Source organism: Nocardiopsis tropica (assembly GCF_042660575.1).
Lineage (GTDB): Bacteria > Actinomycetota > Actinomycetes > Streptosporangiales > Streptosporangiaceae > Nocardiopsis > Nocardiopsis tropica.
Map to the genome: position 1 here is coordinate 228,682 of NZ_JBHSUF010000009.1, position 20,688 is coordinate 249,369.

Here is a 20,688-nt window from a genome sequence, read left to right on the forward strand (position 1 = left end):
GCGCCCCTCCGCGTGTCCGGGCCGGGTGCCCCCGGAAGTGAATCTACGTCGTAAAGGCACCGCATGGGCAAGTGCCCCGTCCGGTGAGGGGACGAGCACCGGACCGACATCCCCACAGGGCCGCCGCCTCCGGGTGTGAGCCGCGTTAGAGTTGCGGCGACCCGGTCCCGCGTCCCACCGCGAGACCCGCCGCCCCCATGGAAAGCGGAAGCAATGACCACGACGTCCGGACATCCCGCACGCTCTGGCCCCGCCGACCCGCCCCCGGCCGCCGATCCCCAGGACACCGGGGAGACCGACGCGGTCTCCGCCCAGGAAGCCGCCGACGTGTGCGACCAGGCCCAGGACCTCGCCGAGAACGGCCACCTCAAGCGCGCCGCCAAGCTCTACCGCAGAGCCGTCGCCGCGGACCCGCACCCGCGGGTGCTCGCCCGCGCCCTGCTGGGCCTGGCCGTGGTCGAGGATCAGCGGGGGGACCTCCCCGCCTCCCGTGAGGCCGCCCGCGGGGCGGTGGCCACCGGCGACCCCCGGTACGCCCCGCGCGCCGCCTACCACCTCGGCCTGTCCCTCGAACAGGAGGGCGAGCACGTCGAGGCCGAGGGCGTCTGGCGCAGGCTCGTCGACCTGGGGGACCCCTCCTACGCCGCCGTGGCCCACTACGGTCTGGCGAGGTCGGCGGAGGACCGCGGGGACCCCGGAGCGGCCGAGGAGCACTGGGAGGCGGCCCTTCGCCTCCCGCGCGGCTCCGACCCGATCGGCCGCCTGCACGCGGCCACCGTCGTCGAGGCGGCCCGGGACCTGGCGGGCCGCCTGCTCGGCCGGGGGCTGCCGGGCGCCGCCTCCGCGGCCGTCGAGCGGGGGCTCTCGGTCGCGGACGACCCCGGCCTGCGCCTGCTGCGCGCGGCGGCCCACCTCGAACACGCCATCGCCGACGTCGGCGCGATCGTCGACCCGGGCGAGGGGGAGCGGGACGCGCCCGCCCCGGACGCGGGGACCTCGGCCTCGGCGGTGGAACTCCTCGCCGGGCTGCTCGCCCTGCGCGGGGAGCCCGACGGCGCCGAGCGGGTCTGGCGCGCGGGCCTGGGGGTCGGGGACCCGGAGACCGCGCACGAGGTGCGCCGTCGGCTGCGCCGGGGGTTCGCCGCCCCGGAGGACGAGGGGGCGGGCCCGTGGTGGGAGCCCTACCTGGAGGAGGCCGCGGCGACGGCCACCGCCCCGGCGCTGGCGGGGGAGCTGTTCGCCGTCATCACCCGGATGCACGCGCTGCTGGCGCTCCCGGTGGTGGAGGGGGAGTCGCGCTCCGACGCGCTGCGCGCCGCCATGGAGCAGGCCCTGCGCACCCCGAGCGGCCTGGTGTGGGGCGCCGACGTGCACGCCGACTTCCGGAGCCGGCTGCGGGAGGCGATGGGGGGAGAGGACGTCCTGCCCGAGGGCTGGCCCGACCTGTGACACGGAACCGCCCGGGGCTCGTCGCCTTCCGGGCGGGTGTGCGTCGGCCGGGGACCGCGCCGGCGGTGGCCCGGGGCCGGCGGCGGGCGGTGTCGCCCGCTTCCGGTGCGTGGGCGGGGCGGGTCCCTGGCCGTGTTCCCCGGTGTGCGGGGTCAGGCGGCCACGCGGGGCCGGTGCGGGGCGACAACCGCCCCGTCGGGCAGCAGTTCGCCGGTGTCGTCGAAAAGGACGACCCCGTTGCAGAGCAGGCTCCATCCCTGTTCAGGGTGGCTGGAGACGACCCGTGCGGCTTCGCGGTCGGTGTCCTCGAAGGACGGGCAGGCGGGTTGGTGGCTGCACATGGGACAGGCCTTTCGTTCCAGAAGAGCTCGTCGTTGAGCTGACGCCAACTTTAGTGGCTCACATCACATGCTTGCTCTGGTTTAGGCCCACCGCAGTGGTCCCGGTGTCGTCGTCCGCTCTCACACGGTGAGATACCTGCAGGCAGGCAATGGTTCCGGTGTGTCCGGCTCCGGCCAGAACGGTTTCAGTATCCGCCGCGCGTTCGGCGTGCCGCTGGACGGCTGCGCATCCCCGCCCCGGCGAGCCCGCCGCGCTGGAAGGCCCGCACCAGCTCCCCGCCGAGGTTGACCCCGGCGCCCAGCGCCAGGCCCACCATGACCGCCTCCACCACGCTGAGCAGGCCCGACACCGCCGTTCCCTGGGTGATCTCGATCAGTCCCCGGTACAGGATGCTGCCCGGGAGCAGCGGCGCGATCGACGGGACCAGGTACGGCAGGACCGGGCGTCTCGTGCGTCTGGCGAGCCAGTGCCCCACGACGCCCACCGCGACGGCGCCGGCCATCGTGCCCACGACCGGCGGCACGTCCAGGAGCGAGCGCAGACCCGCGTAGATCACCCAGATCATGACGCCCAGGGCCCCGATCGTCGGGAGCATCCGGGGCGGGACCGCCAGCGAGATCGCGAACGCCATCGCGATCCCCGCCGCGCCGATCAGGACGGGGACCTCCAGGGAGGTGCCCGCCGAGGGCAGGCTGTCGAGGTCGACCGGCACGCCCAGGCGGATCGCCGTGTAGGCCACGGCGCCCACCCCCGACACGATCGCGCCCAGGATGAAGAAGGTCTCCAGGAGGCGCGCCGCGGACGACACGTAGCTGCCGCTGATGCCGTCCTGGAGGCTGGACACCAGGGGCCGCCCGGGGAGCAGGGCCATGATGTTGCCGGTGATGATCGCCGCGGCCTGCAGTCCCAGGTCCAGCGTGGTGCTCACCCAGAGCAGGGCCACGCCGATGGTCGCCGCGACCACCGCAGCCGCGGCCATCTGGTAGAACTCGGCGACGCCGCGCCGGGCCAGGAACACCGCGGTCCGGTCGCCTAGCACGGTGGCGAGGAACGCGGCGGCGGCCACGACCAGGCCGCCGCCCATCATCACACTGGCACTGGAGGCGATCAGGCCGAACCCGAACACGATCACCCAGTTCGGGTACGGCATGCGGGCACGCCGGATCTGGGACAGCCGGGCGGTGGCGTCCTCCAGTTCCAGCAGCCCCAGCGCGGCCTGCTGCACCAGGGTGTGCAGCTCGTTGACGCGGAAGTAGTCCAGGGAGCGCCGGCGCACGACCCGTTCGCCGGTGACGGGCGGCTGGTCGCCGCCCGGGTGGGTGGACAGGGTGATCGTGGTGAAGGTGACCGACACCTCGGACCGGGGCAGTTCGAAGGCGACCGAGAGGCTGAGCATCGACTCGCTGACGGCCTCCGTGCCCTCGCCGCTGGCCAGCATGAGCTCGCCGACGCGCAGGACCAGGTCCATGGCCCTCGCGTCGGGCAGGTTGACGGCCTCGTTGTCGTCGAGGCCGTCCGGGGTCAGTTCCCGTTCGTGTTCCGCCCGCCAGTCCCGCATCCTGCTGAGCAGGCGGTCCTCGCTCGGGGGGACCGGTCGCTCCCGCTTGCTTGGCATCCCTGTTCTCCGTTCCCTCCCCGCCTGTACCCCGTGGTGGTCGGCGCGTCGATCACAACCCCAGAGGGGACGCAGTCCGGACGTGTCGGGTTCGCCTGGAACAGGAGCGGGCGCCGGTGAGTTCGATCACCGGCTCATCCTGTCAAGGCGGGATGGACTCCGACAGCGACGCGCCGGGGCCCGCGGGGCGGGTGGCCCGGTGCCGCGGCGCGCCCGGACGGCACCGTGCCTCAGCCGTCCCCGTCGGGCCGTCCGGGCCTGACGAGTCCGTGTTCGTAGGCGTAGACCACGGCCTGTACGCGGTCCCGCAGCCCCAGTTTGGTGAGGATGCTGCCCACGTGCGACTTGACGGTCGTCTCGCCCAGGACGAGGTGGGCGGCGATCTCGGCGTTGGACCAGCCGCGCGCCACCAGCCGCAGGACCTCGTGCTCGCGGGCGGTCAGGGCCGCGGCCGGGGCCTCGTCCCCGGCCGCGGGGGGCAGCAGCGGCGTGAAGCGGTCCAGGAGGCGGCGCAGGACCGGTGGGGCCACGACCGCGGCGCCGCTCGCGACCACCTCCACGGCGGTCACGAGATCGGCGGGCGGGGAGTCCTTGAGGAGGAACCCGGTCGCGCCGGCGCGCAGGATCTCCACCACGTACTCGTCCAGGTCGAAGGTGGTCAGTGCCAGGACCCGCACGCTGTGTCCCAGCGGCTGGGCCCAGGACGTGATCCGGCGGGTGGCCTCGACCCCGTCCATGCCCGCCATGCGGATGTCCATGAGGACGACGTCGGGCACCAGGGTCCGGGCGGCCCGCACCGCCTCGCGGCCGTCGGAGGCCTCCCCGACGACCGACAGGTGCGGGGCGGACTCCAGGATCATGCGGAAACCGGCGCGGACGAGGGGCTGGTCGTCGACCAGCAGTACAGAGACGGGCACACGGCCGATTGTGCCTCATCGGGGGGCTTGTCCGGTCCCCGCCGTCCGGGGCGCGGGCGGCGGCGCGGCGGGCGGGGCCGGGCCGCGGCCGGTCAGGCGGTGGGCAGCGGCGGCGGGGTGCCGCCGAACTCGGGGCACAGGGCCTGGTGCTCGCACCAGCCGCACAGCTTGCTCTTGCGGGGAGCCCACACGCCGGTCCGTCCGGCCTCCTCGATCCGGGCCCAGATGCCGGAGATCTCCTCCTCCGCGGCCCGGAGCTCGTCCTCGGTCGGGTCGTACCAGCGCACGGCCCCGTCGCCGCCGAGGTAGACGAGCTGGAGGCGGGTGGGGACGACGCCGAGGTCGCGCCAGATCATCACGGCGTAGAAGAAGATCTGGAAGCGGGCCTTGTCCTCGAACCTGGGGTGCGGGGACTTGCCGGTCTTGTAGTCCACGATCCGGATCTGTCCGGTCGGGGTGACGTCGAGGCGGTCGACGTAGCCGCGCAGTTTGAGCCCGGTGGGCAGGGCCACGTCCAGGCGCATCTCGCGGTCGCGGGGCTCCAGGGCCGTCGGATTCTCCAGGTCGAAGTAGCGGCGCACCAGGTCGCGGGCGGACTCCAACCAGGTGTCGCGCTCTGCCTCGTCGGCGAAGAGCTCATCGACCTCGGGCTTCTTCTCGCGCAGAGCGGTCCACTGCGGGTCGACGAGGGCGGCGGCGTTGTGCGGGGTGCGCGACTCCGCGGGGAGTTCGTAGAGGCGTTCGAGGCAGGCGTGGACCAGGGTGCCGCGCAGCGCCGCCGCGCTGGGAGCCTCCGGGAGCCGGTCGATGGTGCGGAACCGGAACAGCAGGGGACACTGGAGGAAGTCGGAGGCACGCGAGGGCGAGAGGGCGGACGGAAGGGGCGCGGTGGTCATGGGACGAGCCTATGAGAAGGTCGCGACAGGCCGGGCGCGGTAGCCCCGTACCCTGGGGACGTGACCACCGGTAGTGAGCCCTCCGCGCCCAGAACCCGCGACCGCGCCAAGAGCAAGGGGCTGCTCCTGGGCCGCCCCTTCGGGATTCCCGTGTACGTGACGCCGTCGTGGTTGATCGTGGCGGTGCTGATCACCCTCGTCTACGGGGGGATCGTCGAGGGGCGGCTCGCGCTGGGGCCCGCCTCGTACCTGTTGGCGTTCGTCTTCGCGGTCCTGCTGTACGCCTCCGTCCTGGTGCACGAGCTCGCGCACTCGGTGGTGGCGCGCATGTACGGGCTGCCGGTGCGGCGGATCGTGCTGTACGTGCTGGGCGGGGTCTCCGAGATCGAGCGGGAGGCGCCCACCCCGGGGCGGGAGTTCTGGATCGCGTTCTCGGGTCCGCTGTTCTCCCTGATCCTGGCCGCGGGCGCCTTCGGCCTGTACCAGTTCGCCGACCCGTTCAGCGTGGTGGGCGAGCTGCTGTTCCAGCTGTGGATCGCCAACTTCCTGGTGGGCGTGTTCAACCTGTTGCCCGGGCTGCCCCTGGACGGCGGCCGGCTGCTGCGCGCCGGGGTGTGGAAGGCGACCGGCAGGCAGGTCGCGGGGAGTGTGGCGGCAGCCTGGGGCGGCCGGGGGCTGGCCCTGGTGGTGGTGGCGATCCCGTTCGTCCTGGCGTGGTCGTCCGGCGGGCGGTTGAGCCCGTGGGCGGTGGTGTGGGGCCTGCTCCTGGGCGGGTTCATGTGGATGGGCGCCACCGACGCCCTGCGGGCGGCCCGGGTGCGCGAGCGGGTGCCCGGCCTGAGCGCGCGCGACCTGGCCCGGCCGGCGGTGCGGGTGCCGTCCGACACCCCGCTGGCCGAGGCGCAGGGGAGGGCGCGGGAGGCGGGGGTCGTGGAGATCGTCGTGACCGACGCCGACGGCACCCCGACGTCGATCGTGCACCCGGCCTCGGCCGCGGCGATCGCGGAGGGGCGCCGGGCCCGGGTGCCGGTGTCGAGTGTGGCGCGGGCGGTGACGGACTCCTCCCTGGTGCCGGTGGACCTGAGGGGCGAGGAGCTGCTCGACGCGCTGACCGGGCACCAGCTGCCGGAGTACCTGGTGGTGGACGAGGCTGGCGGCGGGGTGTTCGGCGTGCTGCGCGCCGCCGACGTCAACGCGGCGATGTCCGGCCGGGCCTGACGCGGCGGACGGCCACGCCGGCGCCGGGCCGCCGCTGAGCGCTCCCGGGGCAGGCCGCGGCGGCCGGCGGTTCCGATGCGGATCACGGGTACCCCCCGCCGCTCCCCGCCCCCTGACCAGGGGCCCCGATACCGGTCATGAGCGACGTGAGCCGGCGGTCCAGGTCGTCGACGCATCCGGCCCGGGGCCCCCGGTACCCGCGCCTGAACCTCCGCACCCGTCCGATCACCCGCTCGGAGTCGAAGCGCACCCCCGTGGCGAGCGCCTCCCGCGCCAGGCGGAACGCCTCGTCCACGTCGCCCGCCTCGGCGTGCGCCGAGGCCAGCTCGACCTGGAGGACCGCCGCCTGCTTGGCGTTGGCGGCCTTCTGGGCGAGGGCCTCCGCGAAGGCCTCGCGGGCCTCGTGCGGGCTCCGCAGGCGCACCCCGACCAGGGCGCGGTAGCCGGCGACCTTGGCCTGGTCGAAGGCGAACACCCATGGCCAGGGCGGGTCGGTGTTGGTCGTGCGGGCGGCCTCCTTCTCCGCCCTGCCGATGGCGCGGGAGGCGGCGGCCCCGTCGCCGGTGCCCGCGTGCGCGAGGGCGCCCACGCAGGCGAGCCAGGCGCGGGCCGTGGGGTGCGCGGAGGGGCCCAGGACGTGCTCGGCCTCCCGCACCAGTCCCAGGCCCAGTTCGGGGTCCTCCGCCGTGTCGATCTCGAAGGCGGCCAGGGACCCCAGCATGTACACGTCGAGCAGGCGCATCCCGGCCTGGCGGGCCCGGACGACCGCCGTGCGGTAGTGGACCCGGGCCGAGCCCATGTCGCCCAGGTCGGCGTGGAGCCAGGCGGCGAATCCGGCGGCCTCGCTGGCCGCCGCGCTGAGCGCCGGGTGGAAGGGCGTCCCGCGCGAGTGCGCGAGCATCTGCTCGGCCAGCTGCACATGCGTCACGGCGCTGGGCAGCAGGTGGCGGGCGGGGGCGGAGGCGTCCATGCGGCGCTGGCCGCCGGTGATGGAGCGCAGCGCGGACGCGGTGGTCTCGTCGACCGGGTGGGGCGCCTGCGAAGGCGGGGGAGCGGCGGGGGCGGCGGTGAGAAGGGCCCCGGCGGCGACCGCCTTCCCGAACTCGCGTCGTCTCGTGGTGTCCACCTCCTTCTGGACGGGTCCGCCCGGCGGCGGGGAGCCTCCGAAGCGGAGCAGGTGCAGCGGGACGTCCAGGCGCTGGGCGAGGTCCTGGACCTGGCTGACCGTCAGGGCCTGCTGTCCGTTGACCACCCGGGAGACCCAGCTCTGGGAATAGGCGACCGCGCGGGCGAGGTCTCCCTGGGACCATCCGCGCGCAGTGCGCACGCCTTCGAGAACTGTGGCCATGTCGCAGGTCGCCAGCGCGTTCGCCATGCGGGGCCGCGACCACAGGTCCGGTGGCAGAACACCGTCGGGTTGGGGCATGAGCTTAGATTAGGGATTCCGGCCGCCCTGGGTGGCTATGTGTGAAAAAGAAGGTGCGATGCGTGATCCGCATAGAGACGCCCCGTACCGGGGCCGATGCGGGAGAGTGCAAGAGTCGTTGGTCCCGGCAGGCATCCGGGAGGAAAGGGAGGCACCCCGTGACCGTGGAGACCCCGCCGGCGGGCAGCCCGAGTCTGCGGTGGGAACCCGCCGCGGCTGATCCGGCGGACCGCGTGGACCCCGCCGGTCTGGCCCTGCGGGTCCTGGCCGCCGAACTGCGCTCACACGGCGTGGAGGTGCGCGAGGACGGGGATTCCGGAACGGTCGACGCCGGCCCCAGCGCCCGCCCCCAGCGCGCGCTGCTCAGACCGCACAGGGGCGACCTCTGGTGGTGGATGCGCTGGCCGGCCCAGGTGGATGTGCATCCCGCCCTGTCGGGGGTCCCCATCTCCCCCGCCACCCGGACCTCCGACGCCGCCAGGCGGATCGTGGGCGCCCTGTCCATGACCGTCGGCGACGCCTGAACAGGCGCGGGTCCCCCTCCGCGCCTCCCCGGGCGTGAGCGGTGCCCGCGCCCGGGAGGCGGGCGGGGCCGGGTTCCCCCGAAACCCGGTCTCCCTCCGCGCGGGGTCCTGCCCGGTCCCGCCCGCCCACCCGTTCGACCCCCCGTGCGCGGGCCGTCCGCCGCCCGGCCCCCTCCGTCCCGGTGTCCGGCGGGCGGCCCGCGCCTTACCTCCGGCGCACCCGGCCCGCCCGCGTCGTCCCGGCCCCCAGGCGTACGGCGCGGCCGTCCGCCGCGCTCTTCACCGAGGACCTCTTCACCGAGGACCTCTTCGCCACCGGCAACGACGACGACAACCGGGCCGCCGTGCTCGGGGCGGCCGCCGAGGACCTGGCCCTGGCGGGGGTGGCGGTCCACGGACCCAGGGGCGACGTCGACAAGGTGCTCAAGGGGTTGCGCCCGCACCCCTGAGGGGCCCGGTGCGGGAGCCGCCCGGATGCCACCGGGGAGACCGCGGGCCGCCGCCCGGCGGGGACGGGACGGCGGCCGGGGCTCAGACCGTCCCGGGCTCTGCCGCCGCCAGCGCGGCGCCGACGATCCCGGCGGTGTTGCGCAGGGTCGCGGGGACGATGGGGGTGCGGATGTCCACGTGGGGGAGGAACTTCTCCGACTTGCGGCTCACCCCGCCGCCGACCACGATCAGGTCCGGCCAGAGCAGGTCCTCGACCACCCTGTAGTAGCGGTGCAGGCGCTGGGTCGCCCACTCGTGGTAGGAGAGGTCCTCGCGCTCCTTGGCGCCGGAGGAGGCCCGCGTCTCCGCGTCGTGCCCGTCGATCTCCAGGTGCCCGAACTCGGTGTTGGGCACGAGTTTGCCGTCCACCACCAGGGCGGAGCCGATGCCGGTGCCCAGGGTGGTCATCAGCACCACGCCCGGCACCCCCTTGGCGGCGCCGTAGCGGCTCTCCGCGACCGCCGCGGCGTCGGCGTCGTTGAGGACCCGCACCGGTCGGCCGGTCGCCTCGGTGAACAGGGTCCGCGCGTCGGTGCCCACCCAGCTCTTGGGCAGGTTGGCGGAGGTGCGCACGACCCCGCCCTGCACCACCCCGGGGAAGGTGATGCCCAGCGGCGCCTGCGAGACCTCGGGGAAGTGCGCGGCGATCTTGCCGACGATCTCCGCGATCGCCGCGGGGTCGGCGTGGCGGGGCGTGAGGACCTTCATCCGCTCCCGGAGGAACTCCCCGGCGACCAGGTCGACAGGGGCGCCCTTGATGCCGCTGCCCCCGATGTCGATCCCCAGTGCCGTGTTCGGCTGTGACATGGGTCGTCGCCTCCCGTGTTCCTCGTGTGGTGGATGGGCGTCGTCGCGGTCCCGCGGTGTCGATACTGCCCCGGAGGCGGGGTGTTCGCACGTTCGGCCCCGGCGGGAGCCGCCCGTTTCCGGACTTGTGCCCGGACCGCTACGACCGTCCGTAGTCGGTTCGGGCCGCCTCCGGCCGTTCGCCACGGTATCGGGGGGCCGATACCCTGGGCGACTGCCCTGACTCAACCAATTGCGACGTGGGAAGACGAGAGCGACGTTGACCGGTATCCATGGCCGCCGCGGCCCCTTCACCGACGGCGACACCGTGCAGTTGACCGACCCCAAGGGTCGCATGCACACGATCACCCTGCGCGAAGGCAGCACCTTCCACTCCCACAAGGGCAAGGTCGAACACGACGAGCTCATCGGACAGCCCGACGGCAGTGTGGTCCGCTCCAACACCGGCACGGCCTACGTGGCGCTGCGCCCGCTGCTGATCGACTACACGCTGTCGATGAAGCGCGGGGCGACCATCGTCTACCCCAAGGACGCGGCCCAGGTCCTGGTCGAGGCGGACATCTTCCCGGGGGCCCGGGTGGTCGAGGCGGGCGCCGGATCGGGAGCCATGTCCAACTGGCTGCTGCGCGCCGTCGGTGAGAACGGCATGGTGCACTCCTACGAGCGTCGCGCCGACTTCGCCGAGATCGCCCGCAAGAACGTGGAGAGGTTCTACGGCGGCCCGCACCCGGCGTGGAAGCTCACCGTCGGCGACCTGGTGGAGGAGCTCGACGAGACCGACGTGGACCGCGTCTTCCTCGACATGCTCGCCCCCTGGGAGTGCCTGGACGCGGTCGCCGGGGCGCTGATCCCCGGCGGACTGCTCTGCTGCTACGTCGCCACCACCACGCAGCTGTCGCGCGTGGTCGAGGGGCTGCGCGAGGACGACCGCTTCTACGAGCCGCGCTCGTGGGAGACCATGCTCCGCACCTGGCACGTGGAGGGGCTGGCGGTGCGCCCGGACCACCGCATGATCGGGCACACCGGGTTCCTGGTGGTGGCCCGCCGCCTCGCCGACGGGGCCGAGGCCCCCGAGCGCCGCCGCCGGCCGGCCAAGGGCGCCTACGGCAAGGACTTCACCGCGGCCCGCGAGCAGGACGGCCGCGGTCCGGCGCAGACGGCTCCCGGTACGGCGCCCGCCGTGGGCGGGGACGCCCCCGCCGAGGCCGGGGTCCCGCAGGCCCCGGAGACCCCCGGCGCGGGCCCGCAGGCCCCGGAGACCCCCGACGCGGGCCCGGAGGAGCCGGGCACCACCGGGGAGTAGCGGGGGCGCCCGCCACGCCCCCGAGTCCCACCGCACCGCGCGAGGCCCGTCCGGAACACCCGGGCGGGCCTCGCGCGTGTCCGGGGCCGCGGCCCCGCCCCTGCGGCCGACCCCCGTCCGAGGTCCTCCGGGGGGAGACCTTCCTTGCCCGGGCCCGGCACGGAGGTTACTTTCTGATTACGTCGGGTCATCCGCTATCACTGTGACCTGGTGTAACGCAAGAGTTCAAAATGAGTCCTACGACACTCCCCACGGCAGACAGGTTAGGAAATGGGCAGGGGTAGGTAGGCTCCGAGTAGTCATACTTCTCCTAGGGAGGTGGCGGACGTGGCCGAGCGCGACGACGAGCGTCAGAGCGACCGGGACCGTGAAGTCGCTGAACTCACGGCTCAGGTCTCCTACATGGAAAAGGAACTCAGCGTGGTTCGGCGCAAGCTCGCCGACTCGCCCCGACATGTACGCCTGCTGGAGGAGCGGCTGAGGGAGGCCCAGGCCAACCTCGCCGCTGCCAACGGCCAGAACGAACGGATCGTCTCCACGCTGAAGGAGGCGCGCGAGCAGATCGTGGCGCTGAAGGAGGAGGTCGACCGGCTGGCGCAGCCGCCGTCCGGATTCGGCGTCTACCTCGGTTCACGTGACGACGAGACCGTCGAGATCTTCACCAACGGCCGCAAGATGCGCGTCAACGTCAGTCCCTCGGTGGACCTCGAGAGCCTGCGCCCCGGCCAGGAGGTCATGCTCAACGAGGCCTTCAACGTCGTCGAGGTCGAGTCCTTCGAGACCGTCGGCGAGGTCGTCATGCTCAAGGAGCTCCTCGAGGACGGCGAACGCGCCCTGGTGATCTCCCACCACGACGAGGAGCGGATCGTCCGCCTGGCCGAACCGCTGCGCGACGAGCCGATCCGGCCCGGCGACTCCCTGCTGCTGGAGCCGCGTTCGGGCTACGTGTACGAGCGGATCCCCAAGTCGGAGGTCGAGGAGCTCATCCTCGAAGAGGTCCCCGACATCGCCTACACCGACATCGGCGGCCTGTCCGGGCAGATCGAGATGATCCGCGACGCCGTCGAGCTGCCCTACCTCTACAAGGAGCTGTTCTACGAGCACAAGCTGCGCCCGCCCAAGGGCGTCCTCCTGTACGGCCCTCCAGGCTGCGGCAAGACGCTCATCGCCAAGGCGGTCGCCAACTCGCTGGCCAAACAGGTCGCCGAGCGCACCGGCCGCGACGTCGGCAAGAGCTTCTTCCTCAACATCAAGGGCCCGGAGCTGCTGAACAAGTACGTGGGCGAGACCGAGCGGCACATCCGCCTGGTCTTCCAACGTGCCCGTGAGAAAGCCTCCGAGGGCACCCCCGTCATCGTCTTCTTCGACGAGATGGACTCGATCTTCCGGACCCGCGGATCGGGTGTGTCCTCCGACGTGGAGAACACGATCGTCCCGCAGCTCCTCAGCGAGATCGACGGCGTCGAGGGCCTGGAGAACGTCATCGTCATCGGCGCCTCCAACCGCGAGGACATGATCGACCCGGCGATCCTGCGGCCCGGCCGCCTGGACGTCAAGATCAAGATCGAGCGGCCCGACGCCGAGGCGGCCCGCGACATCTTCGGCAAGTACATCACCGAGGACCTGCCGCTGCACGAGGAGGACCTCGTCGAGCACGGCGGATCGACCAAGGCCACGGTGGACGCCATGATCCAGCGGGTCGTGGAGCGGATGTACACCGAGGGCGAGGAGAACCGCTTCCTGGAGGTCACCTACGCCAACGGCGACAAGGAGGTCCTGTACTTCAAGGACTTCAACTCCGGCGCGATGATCGAGAACATCGTCTCCAGGGCCAAGAAGATGGCCATCAAGGACTTCATCGACCAGCAGTCCAGGGGCATCCGGGTGTCGCACCTGCTGCAGGCCTGCGTCGACGAGTTCAGCGAGAACGAGGACCTGCCCAACACCACCAACCCCGACGACTGGGCGCGGATCTCCGGCAAGAAGGGCGAGCGCATCGTCTACATCCGGACCCTCGTGACCGGCAAGAAGGGCGCGGACGCGGGCCGTTCCATCGACACCGTCGCCAACACGGGCCAGTACCTGTAACAACGCGCCTGCCACGCGCTCGGAGGGGGCCGACCGGATGTTCCGGTCGGCCCCCTTTCGCGTCGGTTGTCGCCGGGTCCCGTGATGGCGGGGTGATGGCTGTTCAGCCGAGTGAGGGCGCGAACACGCCGTCGAGCCGGTGCTCGATCAGCTCCACGGCCTGCTCGGGACTGTGCTGACCGAGCAGGACGCTGGTCTGCAGGCCGATGGCGCCCGCCACCAGGAACGCGCTCTCGGCCTCGGTGTCGACCTCCGGCGGCACCTCGCCGGACTGCCGGCCCTGGTCGAGCAGGCCGGACACGAGGTCCTCCAGGGCGCGTGGCGCGTCGCGGGCCGCGGCGGCCAGGGCGGGATCGGTGACGAAGGGGATGAAGTAGGCGGCGTACACCAGGTGCCGGGTACGGCGCTCCTCGTCCAGCGGGAGCAGCTCCCACAGCACCCCGCGCACGAGCGCGCGCATGCCGGGGGCCTCGCCCAGCTCGGCCAGGCGTTGCCCGGCCCGCTGCTCGGCGTCGTCGTTGAGGATCTCCAGTGCTCCCAGCAGCAGGCGGTCGCGGGTGCCGAAGTAGTACTGCAGCAGCCGGGCGGAGACCTCGGCCTCGGCGGCGACCTGGCGCAGGGTGACGTGTTCGAGTCCGCCCCTTGTGGCCAGGCGCCACACCGCCTGGGCGATCTGGTGACGGCGCAGGTCGTGGTCCACCTGTCGGGGCATGGCGGTTCTCCTCGGAGTCGCGTGCGGCGGACGCATTTTCGTGGTGCGATCGTACCAAAGCCGTGTTATGGTTCGATCGAACCATAAAGAGACGTGCGTCGGAGGCCCCGGTCCCGGCTCCGCGCGTGCCAGAGGGAGGGCGAACGATGGTGTATGTGGCGTGCCTGGTCGTGGGGCTGGTGATGCTGGTTCTGGGGGTGCAGGGAGGTATCCGGCTGCTGGCCGACCACGGTGAGGCCGGAATTCTCCACCAGGTGCCAGGGGGGTTCGAGGTGTGGCTCGCCTGCTACGCGGCGATGGCGGTTCTCGGCCTCGTCCTGGCCGGTTGGGGCTCGGGAAGGGCCAGGCGGTCCGGGCGCGCCAGGTGAGCGGTCGCCGTGCGCCGCGGCCCACGGCACCTCGCCCCCGGCCGACCGATCGGACGGAACGGTCTTCCTCCACCATTTTCCGAGCGGTACTTTGCGCGCATGAGCGAACAGAAGAAGCCCTCCGCCGTGGAGAACACGCTCGGGGAGACCGGCCCCGGGGCCCACATCACCCGGCTCGGCCACATCGGCGACCCTGCGGAGGGCGGGACGGCCCGCAACACCATCGGCAAGGTTTCCGGGAACGCGAAGGTGATCCAGGCGGGGGACATCGTGGGCGACCTCCACCTGTGATCCGCCCCGGCTCGACGGAGGAGAACGACCTCGCCCCGACACCGCCCGGCGAACCCGCGTGTGACGCTCTACAACGCGCACGGGCGGCCCTGGAAGACCTTTCCAGGGCCGCCATCGCGTTCACGTGATGTGCGCATAGGCGAGCCGGAGCCGCTGGCACGGATCGGCCGAAGAGTTCGGCGATGACCTGGTGGGGGCGAGTTGTTCGGAACACCCTTCTCGCAGGGAGATCCGCGCTCAGCGGTGGCGGGCGGTGGCCAGGCCGGTGTGGGTGGCGCAGCAGGTGAGGACGTCGGTCCGGAGCCCGAGCCGGCGGTCCGGGGCGCGCGGTCCATGGTCTGCGCCGCTCCCGCAGCGCAGCACGGGACACCCCTGACCCCCGGCACGGGAGGGCCCCTCCGACGCGGTCGTCGGAAGGGCCCGTCCGTCTTCGGTCACCGACCGGGTCAGTGTGCTCCGCTGATCGTGCTCGAGGAACCCGCCCCGTGCTTGCCCGCGTGCGTACAGGACTTCGAGTACCAGGACTTGCCGTCCTTTGCCTTGGACTGCACTTCGCAGTGGTGGGCGCCCTTGGGTCCGGCCGAGCTGGACTCCGACCCGTAGTAGGCGTCGGCCATCGACACCGCAGGGGCTCCGAAGGCCAGAGCGGGAGCGATGGCGGCGATGAGTGCGAAGCGGCGCAGGGTCTTCTTCGGCATGCTGGCTGTGTCCTCTCACGGAAGGTCCGGCTCGGCGCCGGACCCGCTCAGGCCCTTCCCCCGCGGCCACGTCGACGTGGCGGGGTCCCGGACCTCGTTCACGTCCCACACTGCGGTCCGGGCACACCAACAAAGAACCCCAGCTGTTCCCATATACGCCCAAGCCGCTCGTGGAGCCCCCGGTCGTCTGGAGCCGAGGCCGCTCCTTGCGCTCGTGCGGTCGGCTGAGGCGGCGAGGTGCGGACAGCATCGTTTCGCCGCTGAGCGGACGGGCCGGCCGAGCGGAGGCGCCGGGTGACCCGGGGTCGTTTTCCGTGGGTCGGGGCTGGGCGGATGTGTCCGCCACCCGGTGCCGAGCGGGATACACCAAGCGGAGGGTAGGGACGACGTCCGGAGGAGCAAGGGCGGGCCAAGACATCGTCATAACTACTTTAAGTTAGCATTTAAATACTCAGGGTTGCCACTTGGTTGGTGTGGATATTTATTGCGTGGGGCCGGACACCGACTCCGACCCCCGCACACGGTTCCTGTGACATGTCACCCCACGGGTGGCCTGCCAGGCCCTACCGAGAGGACACACCCTTGGACCGCAAGACCGTGACCCGCCTTGCCTTCGCCGCTGTCGTCGCACCCGCTCTCGCCTTCGGCGCTCCGACCGCGGCCGTGGCCGACTCCTTCTTCGCGACCGGCCACACCGAGGCCGGTCTCCACGGCGCCTCGCAGAGCGCTGTCATCGCCTTCGCCACGGACGGCCACCACGAGAACGGCGAGGGCGGCCACGAAGGCGGCAAGAGCGGCAGCTTCTACATCGAGAAGCACAGCGAGGCCGGTCCCAAGGGCGGCGCCGTCAGCGCCGCCGGCTAGGACGCTCCAGGGGAGCCCGCGGTGACACACCCGCGGGCTCATGAGGAGCACAGCCCACAGCCCGAATACGGACGATCCCTGGCGCGGTGGTGGTTCCCCCACCGGGCCAGGGCCGTTTCCACCTCTGAACACGATAGGCAGGATCGATGGTTCTCTCATACCGTGCCCTGGCCGTGACGGTCCTGGCACTCGGCCTCACCCTGGGGGCGCCTGCGGTGGCCTCGGCCGACGCCCGCTTCCAGAGCCTGGATCATTTTTCCGGGCCGGAAGGGGCCGGCATCACGATGATCCGCAGCGTGGCCGCCGACGACGGAACGGTCGTCTACGAGATGGTGACCTACTTCGCGGGTCCGCACGGCGCCGGGATGAGCCGCACCTTCAGCTCCGCGAACTGACGTCGAGCACGAAGCCCGGTCCCCCGCGGCCACGACGTGGCCGCGGGGGACCGGGCGTGAGGGAACAGGGCTTCCCCTGCCCCGGCCACGAACGCGGGAAGGCTACGGCACCTCTCTCTGCGCGAGAACGCGGCCAGGAGGCAGTCCTGCCCGCCGAGGCAGGGCCCTGACAGCCCGGAGCCGGCGCCGGCCTTTCCGGACACGAAGCGGGCTCACCCCCGATCGTCCGGGCGTGCGCGACCCCGCCGCCCCGATCGCAGGGACCGGTCCGCCGCGACGGGACCGCCGGTCGTGCCGGCTTCCGTCACGGCGGACCCGTCTGACGCCCGGTCACCAGGTGAGGGATGTGGTCCACGACTCGCCGTCGGCGGCCACGTAGCAGAAGGCCTCCTGGATCCCGTAGTCCCACGATTCCTCGTTCGGGGCGATGTAGCCGACGAAGTACGTGTCCGGCATGCGCGCGGGGTCCAGGGCGCTTTCGCTCATGGGGCTGCACGTGGCGTCGATGTCGGCGGTGAAGGCCGCCTCCCCGGGCCAGTCGCTCCCTGAGGGGGAGTAGGAGCCGATCACCTGGGCGTTGTGCGGCTCGTCGCAGGAGGTGAGCTCGACCTCGTAGAACTCGGCGGTCGCCGGGTCGATGAAGCAGTCGCCGGTCTCCAGCGTGCACACCGTGGCGTATCCGGGCGAGGGCTCGCACAGGTCGACGGGGGAGGGGCCCTCTCCCTCGCCGGAGGCGGAGGGGAGCGTGCCCGGGATGGACAGGTCCGTGTCCTCCGAGGCGTAGGAACCGGAGTCCGCCTGCGCGACGATGACGGCCGCGGCCGTCCACCCGAGGCCCCACATGCCTGCTGTCAGGAGCCCGACCAGGGAGAAGACGACGCTGATCGCCTTGGCGGCCGCGAACCCGCTTCCGGCTGCCGGGACGAAGGGGGCCGACGCCTCGGCGAGCGGAGGTGTGAACGGCGGACCCGCCGCACCGGGCGTGGGCGCCGGTTGCGGGTACACGCCCGCGTGGAATTCCGCCTGGCCTGCGAACCTGTCCGGCGTGATCGGCGCGGCCGGGTCTGCCCCGGGGGGAGTGGCCGAACCCGAGGGGTCGGTCTGGCTCACCGACCGGTCCGGCGTGAACGGAGCGGCGGGGTCCGTGCCCGAGGGCGCCTCGGCGCCGGAAGGCCCCGCCTCGCCCACGCGCCCGTCGGGTGCGCCGGCCGCCGGGTCGGCGGCGGGTCCGGACGGCCAGGCGGGCTCGGTCGGAGGGGGAGTGCTGTTCGCCGCGGCTCCGGCGTCCTTGCCGGTCGGGCCCGCGGGGCCGGTCATCGCTTCCCGGGGCCCCGCCGCGGACGGTCCTCCGGCGGCGGACGCGCCGCCACCGGCCTGGTCGGCGCCCGGGATCTGGGCCTGGGACGGCGACCGGAGCACCCGGGTGAGGGCCAGGAGCCCGAAGACGATGGCGAAGGGGATGGGCAGGACGAGGAAGCCCAGCAGGCCCAGGACGAGCGCGGCGATGGAGAAGCCGCTGATCTTCCGCTCGTGGACGGTGTTGTGCACCGTGTGGTGGACGTTGTGGTGCGTGTTGCTGGTGTTGTCGCCCATGTGGATCGGGCCCTGATGGTCACCGCCCACGCTCACGTTGTGGTGGCCCGTCACCGTGAAGGAGGACACCCGTATGTTCATCATGGCGGCCACCTCCCTGGTCAGACCCGGGTCCTCCTGCAGGGCCTGCCTGATCCGGCCGTGGAGTTCCCCTGCTGCGCCGGGGTCCTCCGGCGTTGCGGCGAGCCCTCTGACCGCGTCCTCGACCTGGGGTGCGGTCCTCCCGCGCCTGAGCACGGCGGCCAGCACCCGCTGGCCGAGCCGTACGGTGCCGCTCGCCGCCGCGTCCTCGGTCTGTGTCAGCACCGCCTGCCCGTAGGCGCTGATCGCGCCTTTCACATAGGGAAACACCTGGGAGGCGAGTGTTTCGGGATCCATCGAAGGCGCTCCTCCTCGGTTCCGGCGGCATGCGTCGCGATGACGCGAGGGGGCCGGCCGGTGGGGGCCACCACTATAACGACGCGGTGCGCGCGCACAAGGAGGAATGCGACAACGGTTTACCGGGTTCGTGGAAAACGGTCGTTCCACAGCCCTCGGAACAGGAAAAGGAACGGTCTGAACTCGTAGAACGCCCTCGGAGTCGGTGGTTGCGCGTCCATGTCCGGAAGTGGACACGGTTTTTCGAAACCGCTCGGGAGTCTGCCGCTCCACCGGCCTCCTCGCGAACCTGACGAAGGTCCCGAACAGGAAAAACCTGGGAGACGGCGAGGAGTCCGCGTTTGTTTATGGGGCTGGAGAGGTGAAGTTCGTGCGCTTTCTGGTTTTGGACAAAAGGTCGGATTCGGGGTGATTTAGGGTGAATGTAGAAGCTGCTGCGGGCCATGGCGGGGAGGCGCCCCAGCGGCCCGGTTCCGGACTCGGGGCCGCGGCGGACCGTCACCGTGCGGGCGGTTCCCGCGTGCACGGGAACCGCCCCTCGCGCGGTCCGGGAACGGGCTCAGTCGTCGGCCAGGGGGTCGTAGGCCTCGCCGGTCACCGGGTTGGTGGCCAGACCCGTCGCGGGGTCGTAGTCCACGTCCATGCCCAGCTCGGGGTCGTGGTACAGCCCGGTGTCCGGGTTGCGCGGCAGACCCACCTCGGGGTCGACCTCCCAGCCGGTGACGGGGTCCACGGTCGGCGCGGGAGCCTCGGAGGGCTGGGCCGAGGGCTCCGCCGTCGGCGCGGCGGAGGACGCGGGCTCCTCCTCCTGCCGCTCCTCCTCCTGCTCCACCGCCACGACGTCGCTCCTGGCCGCCTGCGACTCCGCGCCGCCCTCGGGGTCGAGCACGCCCCAGCTCACCAGGGCCAGGATGAGGATGCCCAGGCCCACGCGGTAGTAGACGAACGGCATGAAGCTGTGCGTGGAGATGAAGCGCATCAGCCAGGCGATCACCACGAACCCGACCACGCCGGCGACGAGGGTTCCCACGATCGTGGCCCCCCACCCCGCGTACTCGTTCCCGCCGATGTCGGTCAGCTTGTACAGGCCGGAGCCGAACACGGCGGGCAGCGCGAGCAGGAAGGAGTACTCGGCCGCGTCCTTGCGCGTGAACCCGAGCAGCATCCCGCCGGTGACGGTGCCGCCCGACCGGGACACGCCCGGGATGAGGGAGAGGGCCTGGAAGAGGCCGAAGACCAGGCCGCGTGAGGCGGTGAGGTCCTCGATCCCCCGGTGCTTGCGCGTGTACCGGTCGACGATGCCGAGGATCACGCCGAAGACGATGAGGGTCAGCGCGATCAGGCGCAGGTCGCGGAAGACGCTGTCGATCTGCTCCTCCAGGAGCAGGCCCAGGACCACGATCGGCAGCGAGCCGAGGATGACGTACCAGCCCAGGCGCGCGTGGATGTCGCCGCGCAGCTCGCGGTCGAACAGCGACCTGGTCCAGGTGGAGAGGATGGCCCAGATCCGCTGCCGGAAGTAGATCAGGACCGCCAGTTCGGTGCCGAGCTGGCTGACGGCGGTGAAGGCGGCCCCGGGGTCGGGCCAGCCGAAGAACGCGGACATCACGCGCAGGTGTCCGCTGGAGGAGACGGGCAGGAACTCGGTCAGCCCCTGGACCAGGCCGAGGACGATGGCTTCGAAGAGGGACACGGCGGGAACTGCTCCAGGCTGCTTCGGGCGCCCCTGGGGAGGGCGGGGTGGCGGGTGAGCGGCGGGGGATGCTCCGGGAAGCCGGCCGAGGGCGGCGTGGCCCACGGCGTCCGTTCCCGGTCGGATCGGCGCCGCGTTCGGCGGGGCGGGCACGGCGGCCCGCTCCCGGGAGGTCCGAGCGTACGCGGAGCCGCCACCGGAATTCCCGGCGGGTCGGCCGCGACGCAGGCGAGCTGGCGCGGGGTGAGGCGACGGCCGTCCGACGAGAGGCGTCCGAGGCGTGACTCAACGTCACACCCTAGCGGCGCCGGGTAGCGGTTCGCGACTCGGGGCGGGGCCGACGGCGCAGGGGCCGAACGCGGCAGGGTTCTTGTCCGGAAGCGGCCAGGGTTTCCCCCCGTACGGGTCACCACCGTGAAACGCCTGTTCCGGGGGTGCGCGTCTTCCCGGCCCCGCGCTCCGTGCGGGCCGGGCGAGGCGTGATCCCCTGCCGCCGGCGCCCGCCCCGCCCCTGCCATACCCGGTACCCGGTTCCCGTTGCCGCAGGCGGAGGCGGGTTCTGGGGCACCCGAGCGGAATGAAAATCGGCTTTTCGCCCATACCCGACCCCGTGCGGGCCTCC

Annotated in this window: 20 protein-coding genes; 10 read left to right on the forward strand and 10 right to left on the reverse strand. The window is 72.5% G+C overall.

Annotation, left to right across the window (positions count from 1 at the left end):
* Positions 1–213: 213 nt before the first annotated feature.
* Entirely contained in the window at positions 214–1,449 is a 1,236-nt protein-coding gene (locus ACFQBR_RS16875; RefSeq protein ID WP_344180714.1) for a tetratricopeptide repeat protein, read from the forward strand.
* A 152-nt stretch (positions 1,450–1,601) separates the two neighbouring features.
* On the opposite strand, the gene ACFQBR_RS16880 is transcribed toward ACFQBR_RS16875, so the two are convergent.
* The 4 genes from ACFQBR_RS16880 to ACFQBR_RS16895 form a co-directional block, all read right to left on the reverse strand.
* On the reverse strand, positions 1,602–1,790 hold the full coding sequence (locus tag ACFQBR_RS16880) for a DUF5999 family protein (protein ID WP_267945346.1): 189 nt from the start codon (positions 1,788–1,790) through the stop codon (positions 1,602–1,604).
* Positions 1,791–1,975: 185 nt separating this feature from the next.
* Positions 1,976–3,406: a threonine/serine exporter family protein gene (locus ACFQBR_RS16885; RefSeq protein ID WP_267945345.1), complete on the reverse strand. Its 1,431-nt coding sequence runs from the start codon at positions 3,404–3,406 to the stop codon at positions 1,976–1,978.
* A 230-nt stretch (positions 3,407–3,636) separates the two neighbouring features.
* Entirely contained in the window at positions 3,637–4,323 is a 687-nt protein-coding gene (locus ACFQBR_RS16890) for a response regulator (RefSeq protein WP_267945344.1), read from the reverse strand.
* Between the two features lie 92 nt (positions 4,324–4,415).
* The gene (locus tag ACFQBR_RS16895; protein WP_267945343.1) at positions 4,416–5,219 is read right to left on the reverse strand and encodes a RecB family exonuclease; all 804 of its coding nucleotides are present in this window, start codon (positions 5,217–5,219) and stop codon (positions 4,416–4,418) included.
* 120 nt (positions 5,220–5,339) lie between these two features.
* Between ACFQBR_RS16895 and ACFQBR_RS16900 the strand changes: the two genes are divergently transcribed.
* Positions 5,340–6,437: a site-2 protease family protein gene (locus ACFQBR_RS16900; RefSeq protein WP_378553819.1), complete on the forward strand. Its 1,098-nt coding sequence runs from the start codon at positions 5,340–5,342 to the stop codon at positions 6,435–6,437.
* 82 nt (positions 6,438–6,519) lie between these two features.
* Here ACFQBR_RS16900 and ACFQBR_RS16905 read toward each other — a convergent pair whose 3' ends face one another.
* On the reverse strand, positions 6,520–7,812 hold the full coding sequence (locus ACFQBR_RS16905) for a helix-turn-helix domain-containing protein (protein ID WP_344180768.1): 1,293 nt from the start codon (positions 7,810–7,812) through the stop codon (positions 6,520–6,522).
* Between the two features lie 209 nt (positions 7,813–8,021).
* Between ACFQBR_RS16905 and ACFQBR_RS16910 the strand changes: the two genes are divergently transcribed.
* Both ACFQBR_RS16910 and ACFQBR_RS16915 read left to right on the forward strand, forming a co-directional pair.
* On the forward strand, positions 8,022–8,387 hold the full coding sequence (locus ACFQBR_RS16910) for a hypothetical protein (RefSeq protein ID WP_267945342.1): 366 nt from the start codon (positions 8,022–8,024) through the stop codon (positions 8,385–8,387).
* Between the two features lie 182 nt (positions 8,388–8,569).
* Positions 8,570–8,836 carry a DUF2000 family protein gene (locus tag ACFQBR_RS16915; RefSeq protein WP_344180710.1) on the forward strand — a complete coding sequence of 89 codons (267 nt, stop codon included), beginning with the start codon at positions 8,570–8,572 and terminating at the stop codon, positions 8,834–8,836.
* Between the two features lie 82 nt (positions 8,837–8,918).
* Here the strand turns inward: ACFQBR_RS16915 and ppgK are convergent, their stop codons facing one another.
* A complete protein-coding gene (ppgK, locus tag ACFQBR_RS16920) occupies positions 8,919–9,683 on the reverse strand; it encodes a polyphosphate--glucose phosphotransferase (RefSeq protein ID WP_344180708.1) in 765 nt (254 codons plus the stop codon).
* Between the two features lie 259 nt (positions 9,684–9,942).
* Here ppgK and ACFQBR_RS16925 point away from each other — a divergent pair, with 259 nt between their 5' ends.
* Both ACFQBR_RS16925 and arc read left to right on the forward strand, forming a co-directional pair.
* Positions 9,943–10,986 carry a tRNA (adenine-N1)-methyltransferase gene (locus ACFQBR_RS16925; RefSeq protein WP_378553786.1) on the forward strand — a complete coding sequence of 348 codons (1,044 nt, stop codon included), beginning with the start codon at positions 9,943–9,945 and terminating at the stop codon, positions 10,984–10,986.
* Between the two features lie 318 nt (positions 10,987–11,304).
* Positions 11,305–13,074, forward strand: a complete 1,770-nt coding sequence (arc, locus tag ACFQBR_RS16930; RefSeq protein ID WP_267945338.1) for a proteasome ATPase — start codon at positions 11,305–11,307, stop codon at positions 13,072–13,074.
* Positions 13,075–13,177: 103 nt separating this feature from the next.
* Here arc and ACFQBR_RS16935 read toward each other — a convergent pair whose 3' ends face one another.
* Positions 13,178–13,786, reverse strand: a complete 609-nt coding sequence (locus ACFQBR_RS16935; protein ID WP_344180635.1) for a TetR/AcrR family transcriptional regulator — start codon at positions 13,784–13,786, stop codon at positions 13,178–13,180.
* Positions 13,787–13,932: 146 nt separating this feature from the next.
* Here ACFQBR_RS16935 and ACFQBR_RS16940 point away from each other — a divergent pair, with 146 nt between their 5' ends.
* Both ACFQBR_RS16940 and ACFQBR_RS16945 read left to right on the forward strand, forming a co-directional pair.
* Positions 13,933–14,154: a hypothetical protein gene (locus ACFQBR_RS16940; protein WP_344180637.1), complete on the forward strand. Its 222-nt coding sequence runs from the start codon at positions 13,933–13,935 to the stop codon at positions 14,152–14,154.
* Positions 14,155–14,253: 99 nt separating this feature from the next.
* Positions 14,254–14,445, forward strand: coding sequence for a hypothetical protein (locus ACFQBR_RS16945; protein WP_344180639.1), 192 nt, complete (start codon positions 14,254–14,256; stop codon positions 14,443–14,445).
* 446 nt (positions 14,446–14,891) lie between these two features.
* On the opposite strand, the gene ACFQBR_RS16950 is transcribed toward ACFQBR_RS16945, so the two are convergent.
* Positions 14,892–15,143, reverse strand: a complete 252-nt coding sequence (locus ACFQBR_RS16950) for a hypothetical protein (protein WP_267945334.1) — start codon at positions 15,141–15,143, stop codon at positions 14,892–14,894.
* Positions 15,144–15,725: 582 nt separating this feature from the next.
* On the opposite strand from ACFQBR_RS16950, the gene ACFQBR_RS16955 reads away from it, so the two are divergent.
* Both ACFQBR_RS16955 and ACFQBR_RS16960 read left to right on the forward strand, forming a co-directional pair.
* Positions 15,726–16,007 (forward strand): hypothetical protein, encoded by a 282-nt coding sequence (locus tag ACFQBR_RS16955; protein ID WP_344180641.1) that lies wholly within the window; start codon positions 15,726–15,728, stop codon positions 16,005–16,007.
* 146 nt (positions 16,008–16,153) lie between these two features.
* The gene (locus ACFQBR_RS16960; protein ID WP_267945332.1) at positions 16,154–16,402 is read left to right on the forward strand and encodes a hypothetical protein; all 249 of its coding nucleotides are present in this window, start codon (positions 16,154–16,156) and stop codon (positions 16,400–16,402) included.
* A 330-nt stretch (positions 16,403–16,732) separates the two neighbouring features.
* Here ACFQBR_RS16960 and ACFQBR_RS16965 read toward each other — a convergent pair whose 3' ends face one another.
* Complete coding sequence (locus ACFQBR_RS16965; RefSeq protein ID WP_344180643.1) at positions 16,733–18,373, reverse strand: septum formation family protein; 1,641 nt, start codon at positions 18,371–18,373, stop codon at positions 16,733–16,735.
* A gap of 559 nt (positions 18,374–18,932) precedes the next feature.
* Positions 18,933–20,066 (reverse strand): undecaprenyl-diphosphate phosphatase, encoded by a 1,134-nt coding sequence (locus ACFQBR_RS16970; RefSeq protein ID WP_344180645.1) that lies wholly within the window; start codon positions 20,064–20,066, stop codon positions 18,933–18,935.
* Between the last annotated feature and the right edge of the window lie 622 nt (positions 20,067–20,688).

What these genes read in the sequence shown, in the direction of transcription:
- ACFQBR_RS16875 (WP_344180714.1), top strand. Translation starts at nt 214, where the DNA reads ATGACCACGACGTCCGGACATCCCGCACGCTCTGGCCCCGCCGACCCG.
- ACFQBR_RS16880 (WP_267945346.1), bottom strand. Translation starts at nt 1,790, where the DNA reads ATGTGCAGCCACCAACCCGCCTGCCCGTCCTTCGAGGACACCGACCGC.
- ACFQBR_RS16885 (WP_267945345.1), bottom strand. Translation starts at nt 3,406, where the DNA reads ATGCCAAGCAAGCGGGAGCGACCGGTCCCCCCGAGCGAGGACCGCCTG.
- ACFQBR_RS16895 (WP_267945343.1), bottom strand. Translation starts at nt 5,219, where the DNA reads ATGACCACCGCGCCCCTTCCGTCCGCCCTCTCGCCCTCGCGTGCCTCC.
- ACFQBR_RS16905 (WP_344180768.1), bottom strand. Translation starts at nt 7,812, where the DNA reads ATGGCGAACGCGCTGGCGACCTGCGACATGGCCACAGTTCTCGAAGGC.
- ppgK (WP_344180708.1), bottom strand. Translation starts at nt 9,683, where the DNA reads ATGTCACAGCCGAACACGGCACTGGGGATCGACATCGGGGGCAGCGGC.
- ACFQBR_RS16935 (WP_344180635.1), bottom strand. Translation starts at nt 13,786, where the DNA reads ATGCCCCGACAGGTGGACCACGACCTGCGCCGTCACCAGATCGCCCAG.
- ACFQBR_RS16940 (WP_344180637.1), top strand. Translation starts at nt 13,933, where the DNA reads ATGGTGTATGTGGCGTGCCTGGTCGTGGGGCTGGTGATGCTGGTTCTG.
- ACFQBR_RS16945 (WP_344180639.1), top strand. Translation starts at nt 14,254, where the DNA reads ATGAGCGAACAGAAGAAGCCCTCCGCCGTGGAGAACACGCTCGGGGAG.
- ACFQBR_RS16950 (WP_267945334.1), bottom strand. Translation starts at nt 15,143, where the DNA reads ATGCCGAAGAAGACCCTGCGCCGCTTCGCACTCATCGCCGCCATCGCT.
- ACFQBR_RS16960 (WP_267945332.1), top strand. Translation starts at nt 16,154, where the DNA reads ATGGTTCTCTCATACCGTGCCCTGGCCGTGACGGTCCTGGCACTCGGC.
- ACFQBR_RS16965 (WP_344180643.1), bottom strand. Translation starts at nt 18,373, where the DNA reads ATGGATCCCGAAACACTCGCCTCCCAGGTGTTTCCCTATGTGAAAGGC.